Here is a 17999-nt window from a genome sequence, read left to right as displayed (position 1 = left end):
AACCTTAAAGCCGATACTTTTTGAGATGATCGACTCCATAGGTGGAGATTGTATTAAAAAACAGGACAGGGTTCTGATTAAGCCGAATCTTCTTTTACCGGCCAAACCTGAAAAAGCGATCCTTACCCATCCGCTTGTTGTTAGGGTAGTTGCCGAATATATTCAAAGCAAAGGAGGTTATGCTCAGATATCCGACAGCCCTGCTACCGGTTCAAAAGTCTTCCCCTCTACTTTTCAAGGTTTTTGGGTCATTGTTGTCCAGGTTGTCCAGCCCCTCAGTTCTGCGTTGGGGCTAAAGGGAATGCTTTATAAACAAACCTGTTTTCTCAGTCGATAAGAACTTCTTGATCCTTGCGTACGGAATTAACCAGGTAAACATGAAGACTTCTTGCTAAGTCTTTTAGGCTGATTACTTTTTCTTTGACTTTATTTTGTTTTATCAACCAGGCCCGGAAAGTGCCGGCAAGCAAGCCACAGCGAACCGGAGGGGTATACAATTCTCCGTCCAGCTCCACTACAATGTTGGCGATACAAGACTCGGTTACTTCGCTTTTTTCATTCCACAAGATTACATCATCATATCCAGGGCATGCCGCCAATGCCTGATCATACACGCATCGATTGGTTGTTTTGTGATACAGGAAAAGATTTGAAGAATCGATTGGTGACTTCGCAAGGCGTACGCGCTGTATATGTGCAGGAATAGAATGTCGCAGGACTTCGGGTTTGCAGGTGATACCCCCCTCTTTTGTTACGAGTAAACGGATCTTGTGCGCGGTATGCGGGAAAGTATGTGTCAAAGATAAAAGTTTATCGCGTATCGCATCAATATCAGCGGAAAAAGAAAAATAGACGGCAGAGTCCTTGAGACGCGCCAGATGGTATTGGAGCAGATAATATCCATTCTCAGGCGTCCACAAAATTGTTTCAAGAAGCGAAAAATCAGGCAACCTCTCAGTGAGTACCTTTGCCTTTGTTTGAGATTCCTCAAATTCAACCGTCTCTATGGAATCCCAGACAATTCCGCCGCCAACGCCATATTCAGCCTGCCCTTTGATTTTATCGACAAGAACCGTCCGGATGGCAACATTGAACTGCGCTTTGCGATCAGGGCTCACGACCCCGATGCTGCCTGTGTATATTCGACGCGGACCTGTTTCTAATTCCGCTATGATCTCCATAGTGCGGGTCTTTGGAGCTCCCGTGATGGAAGCCGGAGGGAAAAGAGCTCTTAATATCTCGGACAAACCAGCATTTGTTTCCGCTGTGACCGTTGACGTCATTTGCCACAGGGTTGGATATTTCTCTATAGCAAACAATTCGTCCGCCTGTACGCTCCCGGCACGCGCAATCCGCCCCATATCGTTTCTGACCATATCAACAATCATGATGTTTTCCGCCCTGTTTTTTTCTGAATGATAAAGCCATTGGGCCTGCTTGATGTCGTCTTGCAAAGTCAGCCCCCTTGAAGCAGTTCCCTTCATGGGACGAGAACTCAGCTTATTACCATCAAGATGAAAAAACATTTCCGGTGAAGCAGAGCAGATAGACCATTCTTCCGTATTTACGAAGGCTCCATACAGGGCATTTTGTGCCTTTACTAATTCAATGAAATATGCCCATGGATCATTGATAAAGGGTGATGTCAGGCGATAGGTAAAATTGACTTGATATGTATTGCCCTCTTCAATGTTTTTTTTGATTTTAGCGATAGCGTCCTGGTAAGCATCTCGCGTCACCGAAGACGTCCACGTTAGTGATTGGCCCAGTGATTGATCCGGGCAATATTTTTTTGCTGCTGGAAAGCTGAGATGTTCAGGCTCACCGTAGAGTCCGAACCATATAAGGGGGAATGAACCATTTTTATTTACCACAAGCGCGGGGTCAAAAGCCGGCGCTGCCTCATAAGCAATGAAGCCTGCCGCATAAAGACCGTGCTTGTTAACTGTTTTTTCAATCAGGTTTAACGCGGGAATGACTTCTTCAATCCTGTGCGCTGAAATAATCTGCCGGGGATTGCGGAAATGCAGCCAACACTGCTGAGCGGCATCGTGAATCACAACGCCATTTATCATATCAGCAATATTTATCATGCGTCCGAGCTTTTTCCAAAGGTCTCTATTTTTAACTTTTTTCGTTCAAAAAGCGCGTAGGCAACCGGAATTACTACAAGCGTAATCAGAGTCGAACTGAGCAGTCCGCCGATAATTGCCCGGGCCATGGGCGCCTGGGCTTCGCTGCCTTCGCCAATTCCCAAAGCCAGAGGCGACATGGCCAAAATAGTGGTCATAGCGGTCATCAGAATCGGTCGGAGTCGTCTCCTGCCCCCCTCTTCGATTGCCTCTCTCAGTGGCAGTCCATCCCGGCGGCGCAGCAGATTGATGTGATCTACCAGCAAAATGGCGTTATTCACCGCAATGCCGCCCAACATGATACAGCCGATATATGATTGTATGTTAAAGGTGGTATTGGTTAAAAAGAGCATCAGTATCACACCGATAGCTGCAAGCGGTACGGAAAACATCACCACAAATGGATCTCGCAGAGACTCATAAAGTGAGGCCATCACCATATATACCAGAACTATCGCCAATATAAAGCTCATCAAAAGTTCGCGAAAGGCCTTCTGCTGCTCTTTGTAGTCACCGCCAAAAAGGATGCTGAAATCTCTGGGAACCGGCACATTCTGCAAGCCCTTCTGAATATCGGCTAAAACAGAGCCCATGTCCCGGCCGGTGATATTAGCAGTCACATAGACCACGCGCTCCTGGTCTTTACGTTCGATGAGCACCGGCCCCAGTCTTGGGCGAACTTCCACCACATTCCGGAGTACTACTCGCTCCCCTTCGGCATTGGTAACTGTAAGATCCAGAATATCCCGCAGCTCTTTTTTCTCAGCATCCTCGAGCTTTACCAGAATCTGATACTCGTTTTCCGCCTCCCTGTAGTTACCGGCAGCGGTTCCGGAAAGCACTGTTTGAAGCATGTTGGCAATCTTGGATACCGTCAGCTTCATATCGGCAGCCTTTTGCCGATCCACTATAATGAGTTCCTCCGGAGTTCCGGACTCCCTGCTTATTTTAATGTCGGTGATGCCGTCCACATTCCGGACGATCTCCCCAACCGCACGGGATAGAGCGTCGGATTTTTCAAGGTCATAGCCTCGCACCTCTATCTGGACCTTTTCATCTTCCCCTGTTCCGACCCGAAGCAAAAAGAGCCCCTGTCCGGCACGTGTGCGGATTGTGACTCCGGGCATAAACATGAGCTTTTCTCGAAGGGCCGCAGCGATTTCATCGCTGGATCTGGTACGTTTTTTTACCGGTTTCAGCGCAATACGCATCTCTCCGGAATTGGATCCCCTGGCTTGCCTGGTGGAACCGCCGATAAAGGATACCGTGTTTTCGATTTCCGGCACCTCCTTTTTTACGATGGTTTCGATTTTCTGAAAGGCCTGATTGACCAACTCGAGCCTGGTACCCACGGCCATCTCCGCAGATACCCGCACTTCGCTTTCATCCGCGGCGGGCATCAACTCGACACCGACCAGAGGAACCAGCAAAAAGCTTGCTAAAAGCACCAGAAGTGAAGCTCCTAAGATCAGCCCCTTGTGGTTGAGGGCAAAGCAGAGAATTTTTTTATACCCGTTTTCCATCCAGGTAAAAAACCGTCCAGTTATCTGAAAAATCTTCCTGCCCGGGGACATATCATCTTTTGTCTCAATAATGACCGAACTACGAACCCGGGAGGCCAGCATGGGTACAAGCGTCAGAGCCACAGCCAGAGAACATCCCAGCGAAAAACTCACTACGCAGGAAAGTTGTTTGAACATGATCCCGGACATGCCGCGCACAAAAATAAGCGGCAGAAACACCACAAGAGTAGTCAAGGTGCTGGCGATCACCGCGGCCATTATTTCCTGGCTGCCGTTTATAGCGGCTGATTCCGGGTTCTGGCCGGATTCTCCGAGCCGAAAGATATTCTCAAGCACTACAATAGCATTGTCCACCAGCATGCCGGTGCCAAGCGCCAGACCTCCAAGAGTCATCAGGTTCAGCGTAAACCCGCTGAAATACATCAGGGCAAAGGTGGCAACTATCGATATGGGAATCGCTGTGGCGATAATACCGGTGCTGAGAATGTTCCGAAGAAAAAGCAGCAGTATGAATACAGCCAGCACTCCGCCGTAGAGGAGGGTGGTACCCAGGTTTGTAATGGAGCGCTTGATATAATCAGAGGTGTCGATGATGGGAAAAATATGAAGCTGGGGGATATCCCGGTTAATTTGTTCAATCTCCTTGAGCACACCGGTCGCCACCTCCACGGTGTTTTTCCCGGACTGTTTGCTGACCGAAAGTCGCACGCCGGGCTTGCCGTTTATCCGAACAATCCGAGTTACTTTCTCCCAGGCATCTTTTACGGTGGCGATTTCTTTCAGCTGAATTGGCGCCCCTTCACGGATGGCGACCACCGTGTTTCTCAGCTCATCCAAACTGCTATAGACACCCGGGGTTCGTATGGTGACATCAAGCTGCCCCTGCTCAATAGTGCCGGCCGGTAGATTGATGTTTTCTTCCTTGAGGCGGGTTAGAAGCTCATCAATTGGAAGTCCCAGGGCTTTTATCTTTTCCGCATTCAGGTTGACGTGGATCTCCCTGTCCAGTCCGCCACGAATATCCAAAGAGGCCACCCCTGGAATCCGCTCAATCCTATTTTTAACCTGGTTGTCGATAATTCTTCTTATCTGGATGGGGTCAAGGTTGCTGGATACTCCTATTATGAGAACAGGAAAGGAGGCAAGATCATATTTACGCAGTCCGGGCCGTTCGGCATCTTCCGGAAGGAGTGGAATGACTCGATCCAACCGGTCCCTGATATCGTTGGCAGCAGCATCCAGGTCAGTACCCCACGTGAAAGTAACCCGGACCTGGCATTGGCCTTCGGCGGAGACCGAGGTGACTTCCTCCACCCCCGGCACCGCGCTCATGGCCTCCTCTATAGGGCGTGTAATCAGTTCTTCGACCTCCTCTGGGCTGGCATTTTCATATTCGGTGGTAATGCTCAGTGTCGGGTAGGTAATATCGGGCATCAGGTCGATGGAAAGCCTAGACAAGGAAATCCCGCCTATTATGATGACTATTAAAAAGACCATAATGGTTAACACCGGGCGCTGTACGGAAAAGCGGGAGATATTCATGAGTTACCTGGTAGAATAATCAAAGACCCGTCTTCCAGCAGGTGATGCCCCAGGGTCACCACTGAACCGGTAATAGGCGTATTCAGCACTTCCGCCTGGAAGCCGCTTATGATACCGACATTTACTGGAATAAACCGGACTTTTTGCTCTTTAATATCGGCTAAAAAAACCCCCTGGGTTCCGTTTCTCTTAACAAGGGCGGCTACCGGAACCACGGTGGCGTTTTCATGCTCATCAAATTGAATGTTAACCCGCACAAACATCCCTGGTTTCAGAAGCTTTTGCGCATTGGGGATTTCGATCTCCACCCGGGCCTCCCGGGATTTTTCTTGCAGAAAAGGGGCTATTCGAATTACTTTTCCGTTAAAAGTGCGTTCCGGAAACGCATCGGTTGAAATGATTGCTTCCAGTCCCAACTGAATCCTGGAATAGTCCCGTTCGATGACATGGATGGCGGCGATAAGCTTTCCGATATCGAGAATAGAGGCTATGGGCGTGTTAGGCGCCAACATGGCCCCTTCGTCCACAAACCGCTCCCCAACCACCATGTGCCCTGTAGTATTGTTTTCAGGCACTTGAATCTGAGCGTAAGAAAGCTGTACATTGGCTATCTTCAATGCCGCCTCTTTTTGAGATACCTGGGCAATAGCAACTTTCAGACCGGCCTGCTGTCTTTTAAATTCAGACTCTGCGGCATCAAACCTTGATTCGGAGAGTATCTTTTTTTCCCGCAACGCAACGCTTCGCTCATATTCCCGTTTTGCGTTTTCTATTGTGCTTTTCCGCTCCTGAAGATTTGCTCTGGCAACCTCCATTTCCGCTGTTGCCTGGCTGACCTTCTGGCGATATTCATCGTCATCCAGCACGGCCACCAGCTGCCTGCCTTTTACCGTATCGCCGATATGGACCAATATCTTTTCGAGCCGCCCCGCGATTTTCGGCGCCAAAATAAACTTAGAGAGCGGATACAGGGAGCCGGTAAAACTTCCCACTTGCTGTATGGAGGCTTTCTTTACAAGTTCAACCTCGACGGCAACCGGTATGTTTTGACGCTCGCGTTTGAAGCCTTTTCGGGAAGCAGAGCTTTTTTGATAGATCTGCCAACCTAAGAAGCCGAGTCCTGTCAAAATAATGATGATGACAAAAAATTTTTTCATATGGAAAACCTATAAGGTTATTCAGAGATGCAAAGCAGCATAATGTTTAGCATTTACAATTGATTATACACCTTTGGGGAATAATAACAATTAAAATATGTTGCTATTTAAGAAAGTTATTGTAATATATTATAAAATATTAACGGCCAACTTAGTTGTTAGATAAAAATTAAATACTACAAGTCAGGTATGATAAAATGCTTAAACTAAAAGGCCAATTTATTATATTATTTTTGATTTCTTCATCAATCCTTTTTTTAAGCTTTCCGTCCCAGGTTCTATCCCAGACTAAAGACCAAAATACCGGGCCCCAAAAAACAGAGCAAACTTCACCCTTAGTCCAAAGTATAGATACTCCGGTTCCAGGGAAAAAATTAGATAAGCCTGGAGAAAAAATAGGAGCGGGAATTGAAAAATTTGGAGAAAAGGCCTCGTCACATATTGGTGAATGGATAAATACAAGGGCTTTTGCCGGCATAACATGGCTAAAGCTTGGAGTTTGTCTTTTTTTGCTGTTTATTGTGGTCATTGTCGAACGACTGCTTAAATCCATAATTCAGAAAAAGGAGCGGAGCATACCCGCTGATGAAGAAAAAATGTCCTGGACAAAATTTCTTCTCTCAGCAATTGAAAAACCACTTTCACTAATCATTTGGATTTATGGTGTCTATATAGCACTATATCCTCTTTTAGTTCATTTTAAAGCTCCGGATGGCACCAATCTTGTTCATATTATAGCGCAAAGAATTGCCAGTATGGGCGGAATAATTGCAATTATCTGGTTTGCCTTCCGTTTAGTTCAAATCGTTGATGTAAAGCTGAAGAAATGGGCTGGTTTCACTGAAAGCACTATCGATGATATGTTTGTTCCTCTTGTAGGGAAAACATTAAGAATATTTATCATAATCATCGGTGGTATGATAATTATTCCAAACCTTACAGGCCTTCAACTGGGGCCATTAATTGCTTCACTTGGAATAGGTGGTTTAGCTGTAGCTCTGGCAGCCAAAGAATCTATTGCCAACTTTTTTGGAACCCTTACTATTCTATTTGACAAGCCTTTTCAGGTTGGAGAACGAATAGTTATTGACAACTACGACGGTACCGTTGAATCCGTGGGTTTCAGGAGTACGCGCATCAGGACATTGACCGGCCATCTGGTAAGCATTCCAAACGAAAAAGTCGTTAATTCAACACTTGAAAATATAGGACGAAGGCCCCATATCAGATGGCTCACGAATATCACCATAACTTATGATACGCCACCGGATAAAGTTGAAAAAGCAGTAAAAATCATAGAGGATATTCTTGATAACCATGAGGGGATGAACAACGATTTTCCACCAAGGGTATATTTCAACAATTTCAATGATTGCAGCCTGAATATTATGGTTGTTGCATGGTATCATCCTCCCGACTACTGGGATTGCCAGGTATGGATACAGAAAACATGTATTGAAGTTATGAGGGCGTTTGAAAAAGAAGGGATAGAGTTCGCTTTTCCAACCCAGACCGTTTATCTTGCAAACGACGAAAAACGCCAGCTTAAACTTCAATTATTATCAGGTGAAAACATACAGAAAGTATAGTTGTGTAATATTATAAAGTTACCTGTATATTATATTAATCTTGCCATATATTTTAAATATTTTCGGATCATCTCCAAATTAGTTGTAGCTAATTAAGACAAAACAAGGGGTTATCGCTTCCGCTTCACTTTAAAAATTTATTTATGATTTTTAATGCCCCGTCCGCTTGCGGCGGGGCGTTTCACGTCTTAACAAGGAGCCACCGCATGAAAATATTTACATCAGGGTCCCTGGCTTATGACCATATAATGGATTTCCCTGGAAAATTTGAGGATCATATATTACCTGAGAAAATACATATTATAAATGTATGTTTTACGGTTAACGGCCTTACCGATAAATTTGGAGGCACGGCAGGAAATATTGCTTACAGTCTTTCCCTGTTAGAAGAGAAACCGCTAATCCTGGCAACTGCCGGTAAAGATTTTGACAGCTATGAAACCTGGCTGCATCGACATAACCTTTCAACCGCAGGAATTAGGAAAATTCAGGAAGAATTCACTGCAGGCGCTTATATTACAACGGACAAATCAGACAACCAGATTACAGGCTTTAACCCTGGAGCAATGAAATATCCCTCACTCTATAATTTTGACGGAATTGGGCAGGAAAAGGCGATTGCAATTATAGCTCCCGGCAACATTGAAGACATGATAAGCTACAGCCGCATTTACAAGAAATACAGCGTACCGTATATCTTTGACCCTGGCCAGACTATTCCCGCATTGTCAGGCGACCAGATGGCAGATATGATTACCGGCTCCGAAATGTTGATATCAAATGACTATGAGCTGGAACTGATAAAGAAAGCTACTAAACTTGAAAGTTCAGATCTCCTTAAAATGACAAAGTGTATTATTACAACCCTGGGCGAAAACGGCTCAATAGTCTATTTTCAGGACCGGGAAACAAAAATACCATCGGCAAAAGCAAATATTTTATCTGACCCGACAGGTGCGGGCGATGCCTACCGTGCAGGAATGATTAAGGGTATGGTAACCGGAAAAGACATGATAACTTCCGCACAGATGGGAGCAACATGTGCCAGTTTTTCGGTCGAGCACCACGGCACACAGGAACATAAGTTCACACAGGAAGATTTCTGGAACCGTTATAAAACCAACTTTTTACTTAGCCATCTGCAGTTAAATTCGTGACTTTTTACGAGTTCATCACTTTTAATTCTTTATAATCCTCTGTGCCTTTGTGCCTGAACTACTACCAAAAATCGCTCAATTTAGATTGCAGGTAATCTTACAACAAATTTTGTTCCCTGTTTGTCAGAACCTTCAACCATTATGGCGCCACCGTGTTTCTGTATAATTTCGTGGCAAATGTATAGCCCAAGACCTGTTCCCTTGCCGACCTCTTTTGTAGTAAAAAACGGCTTAAAGATATCCTGTCGATGAGATTTTGAAATGCCCGGGCCGTTATCTTCGCACTCAAAGACAACCTGCTTTGTATCATTATCAAAGCGGGTTGCAATCGATATTAATCCTTTTCCCCCTTCAACAGCCTGAATCCCATTTTTAATAATATTCATTGCCACCTGCCCTAAGTTGGCGAAATTTCCCTGAATATCCGGCAAATTCCGGTCGTAGTTTTCAACTATTTCTATATCGCGTCCCTTATACTGATTATATAGTATCCTTAAAGCATCCTGTATTACCAGATTTAGATTAACAGCCTCCTCGTATGTTTGAGTCTGCCTGGAAAGCCCCAGAAGGCTTGCAACTATAGACCTTGCTCTGCCCAGCTCTTTGTCAGCAAACCTGAGATCATCTATAATGTCCTCCTGTTCCAAAACCGCAGCGTTATCACATTGAGACAGATCCTCTATCGTGGATTGTATAAGGCTTGTAACACTTGCAAGCGGGTTGTTCAGCTCATGGGCGGTCCCTGCCACCAGTTGTCCGATTGAGGCAAGGCTTTCAGAACGTATCAATTGTTCCTGAGTCCGTTCTTTTTCAGACAGAGCCTCTTGAAGATCCAATGTCCTTTCTTTAACCTTTTTTTCAAGGTTTTTGTTAAGATCATCAATCAGTTTGTAAGAGCGCGCATTTTCAACCGCCAGAGCGCACTGGCTGGCAAGTGTTTCAAAAAGATCCATGTCTTCAGGTGTAAAAAGATCGCCGGAAAGCTTTTCACCAAGCACAATAAAACCGTTTAATCTTTTTTCAAAAATCATTGGAAGAATTATCTGGGCATATAGCCTGTCCATATCTGAAAGCACATCCAGGATATCGGGTTCGCCTGATATCTGTATAAGTTTTTTCCTTATAATCGGCTGTTTTTTCTTTTTAATATATTGAATAATGGATTCACTACCGGTCATTGATATAGAACTTACAAAATTACAATATTTCCCCCGAGCCGCAAAATATTCGCAACCGGATTCGGATAAACCGCATAAAAACAGGCTGCAGTAGTCAACCTTCATTACATTTACAACAGTATCCATAAGAAGTTTGGCAATTTCATCAAGATTAAGAACAGAGGCTATCATTCGGCTTACATCTTTGATGGTTTTTTGATAATCATACTTCCCTTTTGAGAAGATGTTATCTATCACCCCCTGAATTTTTGCTTTTAGAGGCCCAATTGCAAAAACAATTAGAAGAAAAAAGAGCAGATGGAAAAATATTGAATCGGAAAAGTCAAAATCCGTAAAAAGCCTGTTTGCGAAAAGGATAATAAGGGCATACATGCAGGTAAGCAGCGCTGTTATCAGCGAGTAAACCAGGCTCTTTTTGATAAGTATCCCCATGTCGAGCAGATCATGCTTAAAAAGGCCTGTTGCGAAAACAACAAGAGGAATAAAGCTGAAGCAGCCCGGAGGATATACTGAATATCCTAAAATCGGAAGAACGTTCAGCCCGTTCATAAGCCCCATAATTCCAAATCCTGCAAAAACATATTTCAACCTGTTTTTTTGGATGCTGCTTTTTTCATTGCGAATTGCCTGAAAAATAAGTGTAAGGATAATGATGGTTACGCACAAAGCTCCGATCCCGAAAAGAGGATAAAGGACGCCCCCTTTTGCAAAAAAACCGAATGAATGTTTTTGCATGGACTCGATATAAAGAGACGTGGGAATAAACCACATAAGGATAAAGGCAAAGGCATATGATAGTCTGACAAGCCAGATTTTACCGGAAATGTTAAGGTATGAGTGAAAAAAGTGGATATATACGGGGAAGCTGTAAATTATAAAAAAATGATCTATACGGCTGATTGTCAGCGCCAGGCCGGGGGATTTCACGTTAAATGCAAACAATATGTCTATGTAAAGAAAAGAACCGAGTATGCAGGTAATAAAAAACAGGATATTTATTTTTGTCCTGCGTCCACGTATAATGGTTAAAAGAGCAAGCCCTAAAAAGCAGCACAATGTCAGGAATGGCGGGATGTTAATAAGTAAGTTCATTTGTTGCTTTGTTTGTCTAATGGCCGGCTTACGGCTTTATCAAGCATTTCATGCGCATGGTCAAGGGTGGCTCTGGTGATTTCCACTCCGCCTAACATTCTGGCTATTTCTTTGACCCGTTCCTTGTCATCAAGCGGTGTTATGCCGGTTATAGTTCTTCCGAGAGATACCTGTTTTGAAATCCTGAAATGATAGTCCCCGAATTTTGCAATCTGCGGCAAGTGGGTTATGCAGATTACCTGATGATAACGTGCAAGGGAAGACAGTTTTTTCCCCACGACCTCGGCCACGCCTCCCCCTATCCCGGCATCAACCTCGTCAAAAACAATGGTTTCAACCGATTCCGTCTTGGCCAGAATGGCTTTTAAGGCAAGCACCACCCTTGAAAGTTCGCCTCCGGATACAATGCTTGAAAGCGGCTTTAAAACCTCGCCGACATTCGGCGCTATCATGAATATAGCCCTGTCGATTCCGGTTTCACTTATAGCTTTATTATCACAGGTAAGATATGAATTAATACTTTCCCCTGTTGGGCCATTAATTGGGGGTATTGATTGAAGTGATATTTTAAATTTTGTTTGAGACATCTCAAGCGTGGACAGCTCCTTTTCCACCTTTTTAGCCAGGATATCGGCTGACTGTTTTCTTTTTTTTGAAAGATTCTCCGCAGAGCCTGCTAATTTGGCGTGCAAAGTATCCAGCCTTGCTTCTGTCTCGGCTATGTTTTCAGATAGATTTGCTATTTTTGAAAGCTCTTGATCTATTGACTCAAGATACGCAAAAATTGCCTCAAGTGATCCTCCGTATTTTCTCTTTAACTTATGAAGGGTGTCAAGACGCTCTTCAACCTCCTCAAGAAGCCCTTGATCCATCTCTACGTTTTTTTGGTAATCTCTAAGCCCTTCAGCAATATCCTCCAGGTTGAATATTGATTTAGCCAGCCCTTCCACATGCAGACTAAGCGCGGGATCGATCAGGCTCGCCTTTTCAAGCCTCTTTTTTACCTCTACAATGCGTTCTACTATTGCCCCCTGTGCGCTGTAAAGCTCTTCAATGCTGCCATTAACTGCCTGATAAAGGGCCTCCCTGTTTTTAAGCCGGATTCTTTTCTGCTCCAGAGCCTTATCTTCACCAGGACTGATAGAGGCGTCAATTATCTCTTTTTTCTGGAATTCAAGCAGCCTGATATGTTCATCCTGCTGATCGCCGGCAGCTTTCAGTTCCTGCAGCATCTTTATCATTTGTACTATTTCATGATAATACCTGTAAACCTCTGCTCGCTGAGGCATCAAGTCGCCGAACTGGTCGAGTATTAAAAGATGCTGTTCCTCTTTTAAAAGCCCTTGATGAGCATGTTGGCCTGATATGCTGGCTAAGTTTTCTGTTATTGAATTCAGCATCTGTATGGTGGAAAGGCAGCCGTTTATATATATTCTGTGCCTGGCTTTGCGGGAAATAATTCTTCTGATTACAAGTTCTTCAGATTCATCAAAACCTTTCTCTTTCATGATTTGGGCGAGCCTGCTTCCAGGTGTAATTTGAAACAATGCTTCAAGCTCCGCCGCCTCACATCCTGTGCGGATTAATCTTGGCGTTGCCTTGCTGCCAAGCAGCAGATTTACCGCGTTTATTATAACAGACTTGCCCGCACCTGTTTCACCGCTTAATATGCTAAGTCCATCTGAAAAACTTATATTAAGCTTATCTATTATAGTAAAATTTTTTATGGAAAGCTCTCGAAGCATAAAACAAGATATGCTCTAGGCATACATCCTTTGCTGTTCCCCTGCCTGTGCGTGCGAACACGCACAGGCAAACTGAATACTGACCCCTGATTGAGCTTTGGCTCAATCAGAATATAACATTGCATAACCATTTTTATTTGTAAAGATTATACTCTTATCCGGCATTAAGAGCTTTTACAAAAAATCCTTTACACAAAAAAACAGTGCTGATATATAATAATACCAGGCAACTAAACTGCCTCGCAAGTTATCTAAAATTCAGAAGAAATACAATGCATAAATTATTAACCGACCAGTCATGCCTAACAATTGAAGATTCCCTGTATTTCCCGCAGCTTGTCGGAGCAAAGCGGAGATCCCGTCCCAGCGGTACTGCGGGGAGTTTCAAACAAGCCTTGCACCTGGTTGAGAAAGTCTGTAATGTAAAAAATACCGGCTTTTGCCGATCAAAACGTAAGTAGCCTTTTTAAATTTTTTTACTCATTTAGAGCAATAAGTTAAAAATGTTGTTTTTTCATTTCAAAAAATTACTTTCCGTTGTAGCATTCTTGTTGTTTGGAAGCATTGCAGTTGTCTTATGGCAGAATCAAAACAGCCACAGGCATGAACTGATTCTCAGGCATACGGAAACCTCTGCGCAGCAGATACGGATTCGTGCAGAAGAGCTGATAAACACCAGCATGGCCTCCCTCGAACTCCTGGCCGAGAGATGGGTCGAAAGGAGGCCGCCCGATTTCAGCCAAAAGCGTTTTCTTCAATTTGCCGATGCCTTTTATAACCATTTCCCAGGATTTACCGGAATAAACCTTATCGATCCTGAGGGTATTATTCAATGGGTCTTTCCTGAAAAGGAAAATGCGGTTTTAAAGGGCAGGGTTGTTTACTCCGGTTACCGGAACGCATTTGAAAAGGCCGGGCAAAACCATGAATACTCTCTTACGCCTTGCATCGAGCTTTATCAGGGCGGAATCGGCTTTGAAGCATTCCTGCCATTGATCTATGACGGCAGGATTCAAGGGTATCTGAACGGGGTTTTTCAGGTTAAGAAGATCATGGATCTTTGTCTGGCCAAAAATATTTTTAATGATTTTTGGATAAGGCTCCATGAAGACGGACAGTTGATTTACACAAATTTGGAGCAAAGGGGAATAAGCTCTAAAGATAAGAGACCGCGTGTGCTTCAAGAGATCCATTTTTCCGGAAAGATGTGGCAACTGGAGCTTGAACCCAAAGCAGCCGATTACAAATCATTAGGTATCCGGAATCTTCCGCTCCTGATTTTTGGCATTGTTATTTCAGCGGTTCTCTCCTTTCTGCTTTATCGCCTCTTACGGCGGATAGAAATGTACAGAGAGGCAATAGACAATGCTGTTTATGAAGTCAGCCAACGAAATCTTGTCGAAGATGAGCTGCGGGAGAATGAAAAGAGGTTAAAAGAGCTTCTTGCTGAAATCGCCGCCAAAAATAAAGAGCTTGGGACCTTTGTATATATGGTTTCTCATGATCTGAAGACCCCTATTGTTACTATTGAGGGTTTTATCGGCGCCATGCGAGAAGATTTTGGGGATCAGATATCTGAGGGCCAGGAAGAGTATCTCAGGTATATGAGTGATGCAGCCCTGAAGATGGACTCTCTGATCAATGATCTGCTGGAACTTTCCCGTATCGGTCGCATGACAGAGCAAAAGAGCAGGTTCTCTTTTGCCGATGTTGTAGAAAAGGTCTTGAACCCGCTTCGACCACGGATTAAGGCAAGTGGTATTGAGGTGAACATTCAGGGAGATATTCCGAATATCTATGGTGAAAAAAAGCGTTTTATGCAGGTTGTTGAAAATCTATTGGTCAATGCTGTTAAATATATCGGGAAAGAGAACCCCGGCCCTCGTATTGATGTCGGAGTTTATGGTCACGAGGGGCAAAACGTGTTTTTTGTCCGCGATAACGGCATTGGTATTGAGGAGATGTACTTTGAAAAAATTTTTCAGGTTTTTCAGCGGCTGCCGTCTGCAAAAAAGGCAGGAGAGGGAACCGGCATTGGCCTTGCCATTGTAAAGAGGATTGTAGAACATCACGGTGGGAGTGTCTGGGTTACATCAACGCCGGGAGAGGGGAGCACCTTTTTCTTTACCATTAATGATAAGGAGTCTTAAACATGAAGTATCAACCTTCAAACATCCTGCTTGTAGAAGACGAGAAAGCTCACGCACAACTGACAAAACGGGCAATCCGAAAGGCCGGCAATGCAAACCGGATTGATGCTGCATGCGACGGAGAAGAGGCGCTTGATTATCTCTTCAACAAAGGAAAATATGCTGATAAGTCTAAGTACCCATGCCCAGGCTTGATCCTGATGGACATCAAACTGCCGGGCATTGATGGAATAGATGTTTTGAAAAAGATCAAACAGGATCCAAGTCTGAGGAAGATTCCCGTGATCATGCTCACCACGTCGGAACGGGAAGAAGATATTGCCCGGTCTTATGATTATCATGCCAACAGCTACCTGACCAAGCCGGTAGGATTCAAGGAGTTTGAGGAAAAAATCAGGCAGATCGATTTTTACTGGATGATTCTCAACCAACCCCCTGTGTTGGAAGAGTAAAGAGGTTAACGGGCTCACGCTTATGGAAACATTAAGGCTTGTAATAATCGAGGACGAAGAGGCGCATTTCAGCCTCATGAAACGGTCGATTGCCAATAACCTGCCGAATGTATCAGTGTATCATTTCCCGGAGGCCGGCGCCTGTCTTGAAAAACTTGATGAGATAATGCCTGATATAATTATCAGCGATTATCTTATGCCGGGCATGAACGGAATCGAGTTTCTGGAAGCTTTGAATCGCAGCAATAAACAAATCCCCGTCATAATAACCACAGGTCAGGGCGATGAGGATATTGCCGTACAGGCCATGAAACTTGGAGCATGGGATTATCTGGTAAAGTCCGCTGATTTCTTTACCCTGCTCCCAAGTGTTATTAAAAAGGTTGTTCGCGAATTCAAGCTTAAGGAATCGCTGCTCAAATCTGAAAGACGATTCCAGGACCTGGCTGAGAGAACACCAAATTGGATATGGGAAATGGACGCACAGGGCAGATACACCTATTCCAACCCCGTAGTTCAATACATTTTAGGATATCGTCCTGATGAGGTAATCGGCAGGCACTTTTATGATTTCTTTTTTGAAAAAGAGAGGGAGGCCTTAAGGCATAATGCCTCTCAAGTCATGGCCAAAAGAAGACCTTTTTCCGCCTTTGAAAATAGACTTATGCACAGAGATGGGTATGAAGTCATTATGGAAACCAGCGGCGTTCCATTCTTCGACAAAACAGGAAACCTTTCAGGCTATCGTGGTATTGATAGGGACATTAGTGAGCGCAAGCGGGCTGAAGAACGTGTCCGTAGCCTTTCGCAACAACTGATGAGAACGCAGGAAATCGAGCGGCAACGCCTTTCTGCTGACCTCCATGACCATCTGGCCCAGGAACTCTCTACCTTAAAAATCAGCCTTGACACCCTTTTTGATAACAGACAAGAGGCTTCGGTCGAAACAAGGCAGGTGGTTTCCGATTTGTCCAAAATAGTACACGGAATCATTATGAATGTGCGGGAAATGGCTTATGGCCTGCGTCCTGTTGGACTTAATCACCTTGGGCTGATTCAGACCATTGCTCAATATTGCGAAGATTTCTCAACTAAAAACGCAACAAAGGTTGACTTTTTTTCAGCCGGCGTAGATGAATCAAAACTGGATATTGATACAAAGATCATGCTGTTCCGTCTGGTTCAGGAGGGCCTTAACAACATCAAAAAACACGCCTGTGCCGACAGCGCCGTTATCAGACTGGTCAAGTCCTTTCCTGACATTATTCTTCGCATGGAAGACAACGGCAAGGGATTTGACGTTAAAAAGCAACTGGCTGATATATTTGATGAAAAACAGATGGGTCTCCGGATCATGGAAGAAAGGGTAGGCTTTCTTAATGGAAAAATCAAAATCGAGTCCCGCCTGATGCAGGGCGCGAAAATTCTGATAAAGATACCTTGCATGGAGAAAGAGATTGAATAAAAAGAAAACCGTCTTGATTGTTGATGATCATCCTCTTTTCAGAGAGGGCCTTAAGTCAATTCTGGCAAACTGCTCCGGGTTTGAGGTGATCGGAGAAGCTGAAAACGGTCATGAAGGGATCAGAAAGGCGGAGAAATTAAGACCCGACCTGGTAGTAATGGATCTCTCTTTGCCGGATCAAAGCGGCATCGACGTTACCCGCAAGATAAGGAGCATTCTGCCTGAGATACACATTATGATACTGAGTATGCATTCCAAGATTGATTATATTACCGAGGCATTTCGAGCCGGGGCAACCGGATACGTGGTCAAGGAATCAGCTTCAGAAAGGCTTGTCGAGTGCCTGAAGGCCATATCAAAAGGTGAGTATTTTTTAGACACCTCCATTTCTCATAAGGTAGTCAAAAGCCTTATGGAGTCGGATAAAAAAGAAGCAAAGATCACGGATGCCGGCTACAATACACTGACTCCCCGCGAGCAGCAGGTCATGCGTCTGCTTGCCGATGGACGTTCCGCCAAAGATATCGCCAAAGAGCTTTTTATCAGCCCCAAGACCGTTGAAAATCACAGAACAAACATCATGAATAAGCTTGACCTTCACAGCACCATGGAACTGGTCCGGTGTGCGGCAAGGCTTGGTCTGATCGACGTGGACATCTGGAAAGGCTAGGACAAATTCCCCCCCTCCCGGGTATTCCCCTCATAAAAATGAGCCCCTCCCTCTATTTACAAACCAGATTCAATCGAGTAGCTAAATAGTCAGATCGTAGGCCACTCGACCGATTCTCTACTCAACCAATTGTAAGCGAAGCGAACC

At 44.5% G+C, this 17999-nt stretch carries 13 protein-coding genes; 8 read left to right on the top strand and 5 right to left on the bottom strand.

All coding sequences use genetic code 11. From position 1 onward, the window contains the following. The coding region (locus VMW78_10530) for a DUF362 domain-containing protein (GenBank protein HUV51438.1) at positions 1-337 on the top strand (337 nt) is incomplete at its 5' end. Here VMW78_10530 and pabB read toward each other — a convergent pair. The 3 genes from pabB to VMW78_10515 are packed head-to-tail and all read right to left on the bottom strand — an operon-like array spanning position 327 to position 6354. Further along, positions 327-2093, bottom strand: coding sequence for an aminodeoxychorismate synthase component I (pabB, locus tag VMW78_10525; GenBank protein ID HUV51437.1), 1767 nt, complete (start codon positions 2091-2093; stop codon positions 327-329). The two genes, VMW78_10530 and pabB, sit on opposite strands and share 11 nt — an antisense overlap. After that, entirely contained in the window at positions 2090-5197 is a 3108-nt protein-coding gene (locus VMW78_10520; protein ID HUV51436.1) for an efflux RND transporter permease subunit, read from the bottom strand. The genes pabB and VMW78_10520 overlap by 4 nt, the downstream gene beginning before the upstream one ends. Next, positions 5194-6354 (bottom strand): efflux RND transporter periplasmic adaptor subunit, encoded by a 1161-nt coding sequence (locus VMW78_10515; protein ID HUV51435.1) that lies wholly within the window; start codon positions 6352-6354, stop codon positions 5194-5196. The genes VMW78_10520 and VMW78_10515 overlap by 4 nt, the downstream gene beginning before the upstream one ends. Positions 6355-6551: 197 nt before the next feature. Between VMW78_10515 and VMW78_10510 the strand changes: the two genes are divergently transcribed. Beyond that, a complete protein-coding gene (locus VMW78_10510; GenBank protein ID HUV51434.1) occupies positions 6552-7943 on the top strand; it encodes a mechanosensitive ion channel family protein in 1392 nt (463 codons plus the stop codon). A 206-nt stretch (positions 7944-8149) separates the two neighbouring features. After that, positions 8150-9100: a carbohydrate kinase family protein gene (locus tag VMW78_10505; protein HUV51433.1), complete on the top strand. Its 951-nt coding sequence runs from the start codon at positions 8150-8152 to the stop codon at positions 9098-9100. A gap of 80 nt (positions 9101-9180) precedes the next feature. On the opposite strand, the gene VMW78_10500 is transcribed toward VMW78_10505, so the two are convergent. Further along, positions 9181-11370 (bottom strand): ATP-binding protein, encoded by a 2190-nt coding sequence (locus VMW78_10500; protein HUV51432.1) that lies wholly within the window; start codon positions 11368-11370, stop codon positions 9181-9183. Next, positions 11367-13115 carry a DNA repair protein RecN gene (gene recN / locus VMW78_10495; protein HUV51431.1) on the bottom strand — a complete coding sequence of 583 codons (1749 nt, stop codon included), beginning with the start codon at positions 13113-13115 and terminating at the stop codon, positions 11367-11369. The genes VMW78_10500 and recN overlap by 4 nt, the downstream gene beginning before the upstream one ends. A 272-nt stretch (positions 13116-13387) precedes the next feature. On the opposite strand from recN, the gene VMW78_10490 reads away from it, so the two are divergent. From VMW78_10490 to VMW78_10470, 5 genes are read left to right on the top strand one after another with little or no spacing between them, the layout of a single operon-like run. After that, positions 13388-13576, top strand: a complete 189-nt coding sequence (locus VMW78_10490; protein ID HUV51430.1) for a hypothetical protein — start codon at positions 13388-13390, stop codon at positions 13574-13576. Between the two features lie 42 nt (positions 13577-13618). After that, a complete protein-coding gene (locus VMW78_10485) occupies positions 13619-15265 on the top strand; it encodes an ATP-binding protein (protein HUV51429.1) in 1647 nt (548 codons plus the stop codon). Between the two features lie 2 nt (positions 15266-15267). After that, entirely contained in the window at positions 15268-15717 is a 450-nt protein-coding gene (locus VMW78_10480) for a response regulator (protein ID HUV51428.1), read from the top strand. A gap of 22 nt (positions 15718-15739) precedes the next feature. Beyond that, positions 15740-17182, top strand: coding sequence for a PAS domain S-box protein (locus VMW78_10475; GenBank protein ID HUV51427.1), 1443 nt, complete (start codon positions 15740-15742; stop codon positions 17180-17182). After that, the gene (locus VMW78_10470; GenBank protein HUV51426.1) at positions 17175-17852 is read left to right on the top strand and encodes a response regulator transcription factor; all 678 of its coding nucleotides are present in this window, start codon (positions 17175-17177) and stop codon (positions 17850-17852) included. Before VMW78_10475 ends, VMW78_10470 begins: the two co-directional genes overlap by 8 nt. Positions 17853-17999 lie beyond the last annotated feature (147 nt).

It is taken from the genome of Anaerolineae bacterium (assembly GCA_035529315.1).
Taxonomy (GTDB): Bacteria; Desulfobacterota; Desulfobacteria; order Desulfobacterales; family ETH-SRB1; genus Desulfaltia.
Note: the sequence above shows the minus strand (reverse complement) of the source record. Positions and strands in the feature narration are given on the sequence as shown.

What these genes read in the sequence shown, in the direction of transcription:
- pabB (HUV51437.1), bottom strand. Translation starts at nt 2,093, where the DNA reads ATGATAAATATTGCTGATATGATAAATGGCGTTGTGATTCACGATGCC.
- VMW78_10520 (HUV51436.1), bottom strand. Translation starts at nt 5,197, where the DNA reads ATGAATATCTCCCGCTTTTCCGTACAGCGCCCGGTGTTAACCATTATG.
- VMW78_10515 (HUV51435.1), bottom strand. Translation starts at nt 6,354, where the DNA reads ATGAAAAAATTTTTTGTCATCATCATTATTTTGACAGGACTCGGCTTC.
- VMW78_10510 (HUV51434.1), top strand. Translation starts at nt 6,552, where the DNA reads ATGCTTAAACTAAAAGGCCAATTTATTATATTATTTTTGATTTCTTCA.
- VMW78_10505 (HUV51433.1), top strand. Translation starts at nt 8,150, where the DNA reads ATGAAAATATTTACATCAGGGTCCCTGGCTTATGACCATATAATGGAT.
- VMW78_10500 (HUV51432.1), bottom strand. Translation starts at nt 11,370, where the DNA reads ATGAACTTACTTATTAACATCCCGCCATTCCTGACATTGTGCTGCTTT.
- recN (HUV51431.1), bottom strand. Translation starts at nt 13,115, where the DNA reads ATGCTTCGAGAGCTTTCCATAAAAAATTTTACTATAATAGATAAGCTT.
- VMW78_10490 (HUV51430.1), top strand. Translation starts at nt 13,388, where the DNA reads ATGCATAAATTATTAACCGACCAGTCATGCCTAACAATTGAAGATTCC.
- VMW78_10485 (HUV51429.1), top strand. Translation starts at nt 13,619, where the DNA reads ATGTTGTTTTTTCATTTCAAAAAATTACTTTCCGTTGTAGCATTCTTG.
- VMW78_10480 (HUV51428.1), top strand. Translation starts at nt 15,268, where the DNA reads ATGAAGTATCAACCTTCAAACATCCTGCTTGTAGAAGACGAGAAAGCT.
- VMW78_10475 (HUV51427.1), top strand. Translation starts at nt 15,740, where the DNA reads ATGGAAACATTAAGGCTTGTAATAATCGAGGACGAAGAGGCGCATTTC.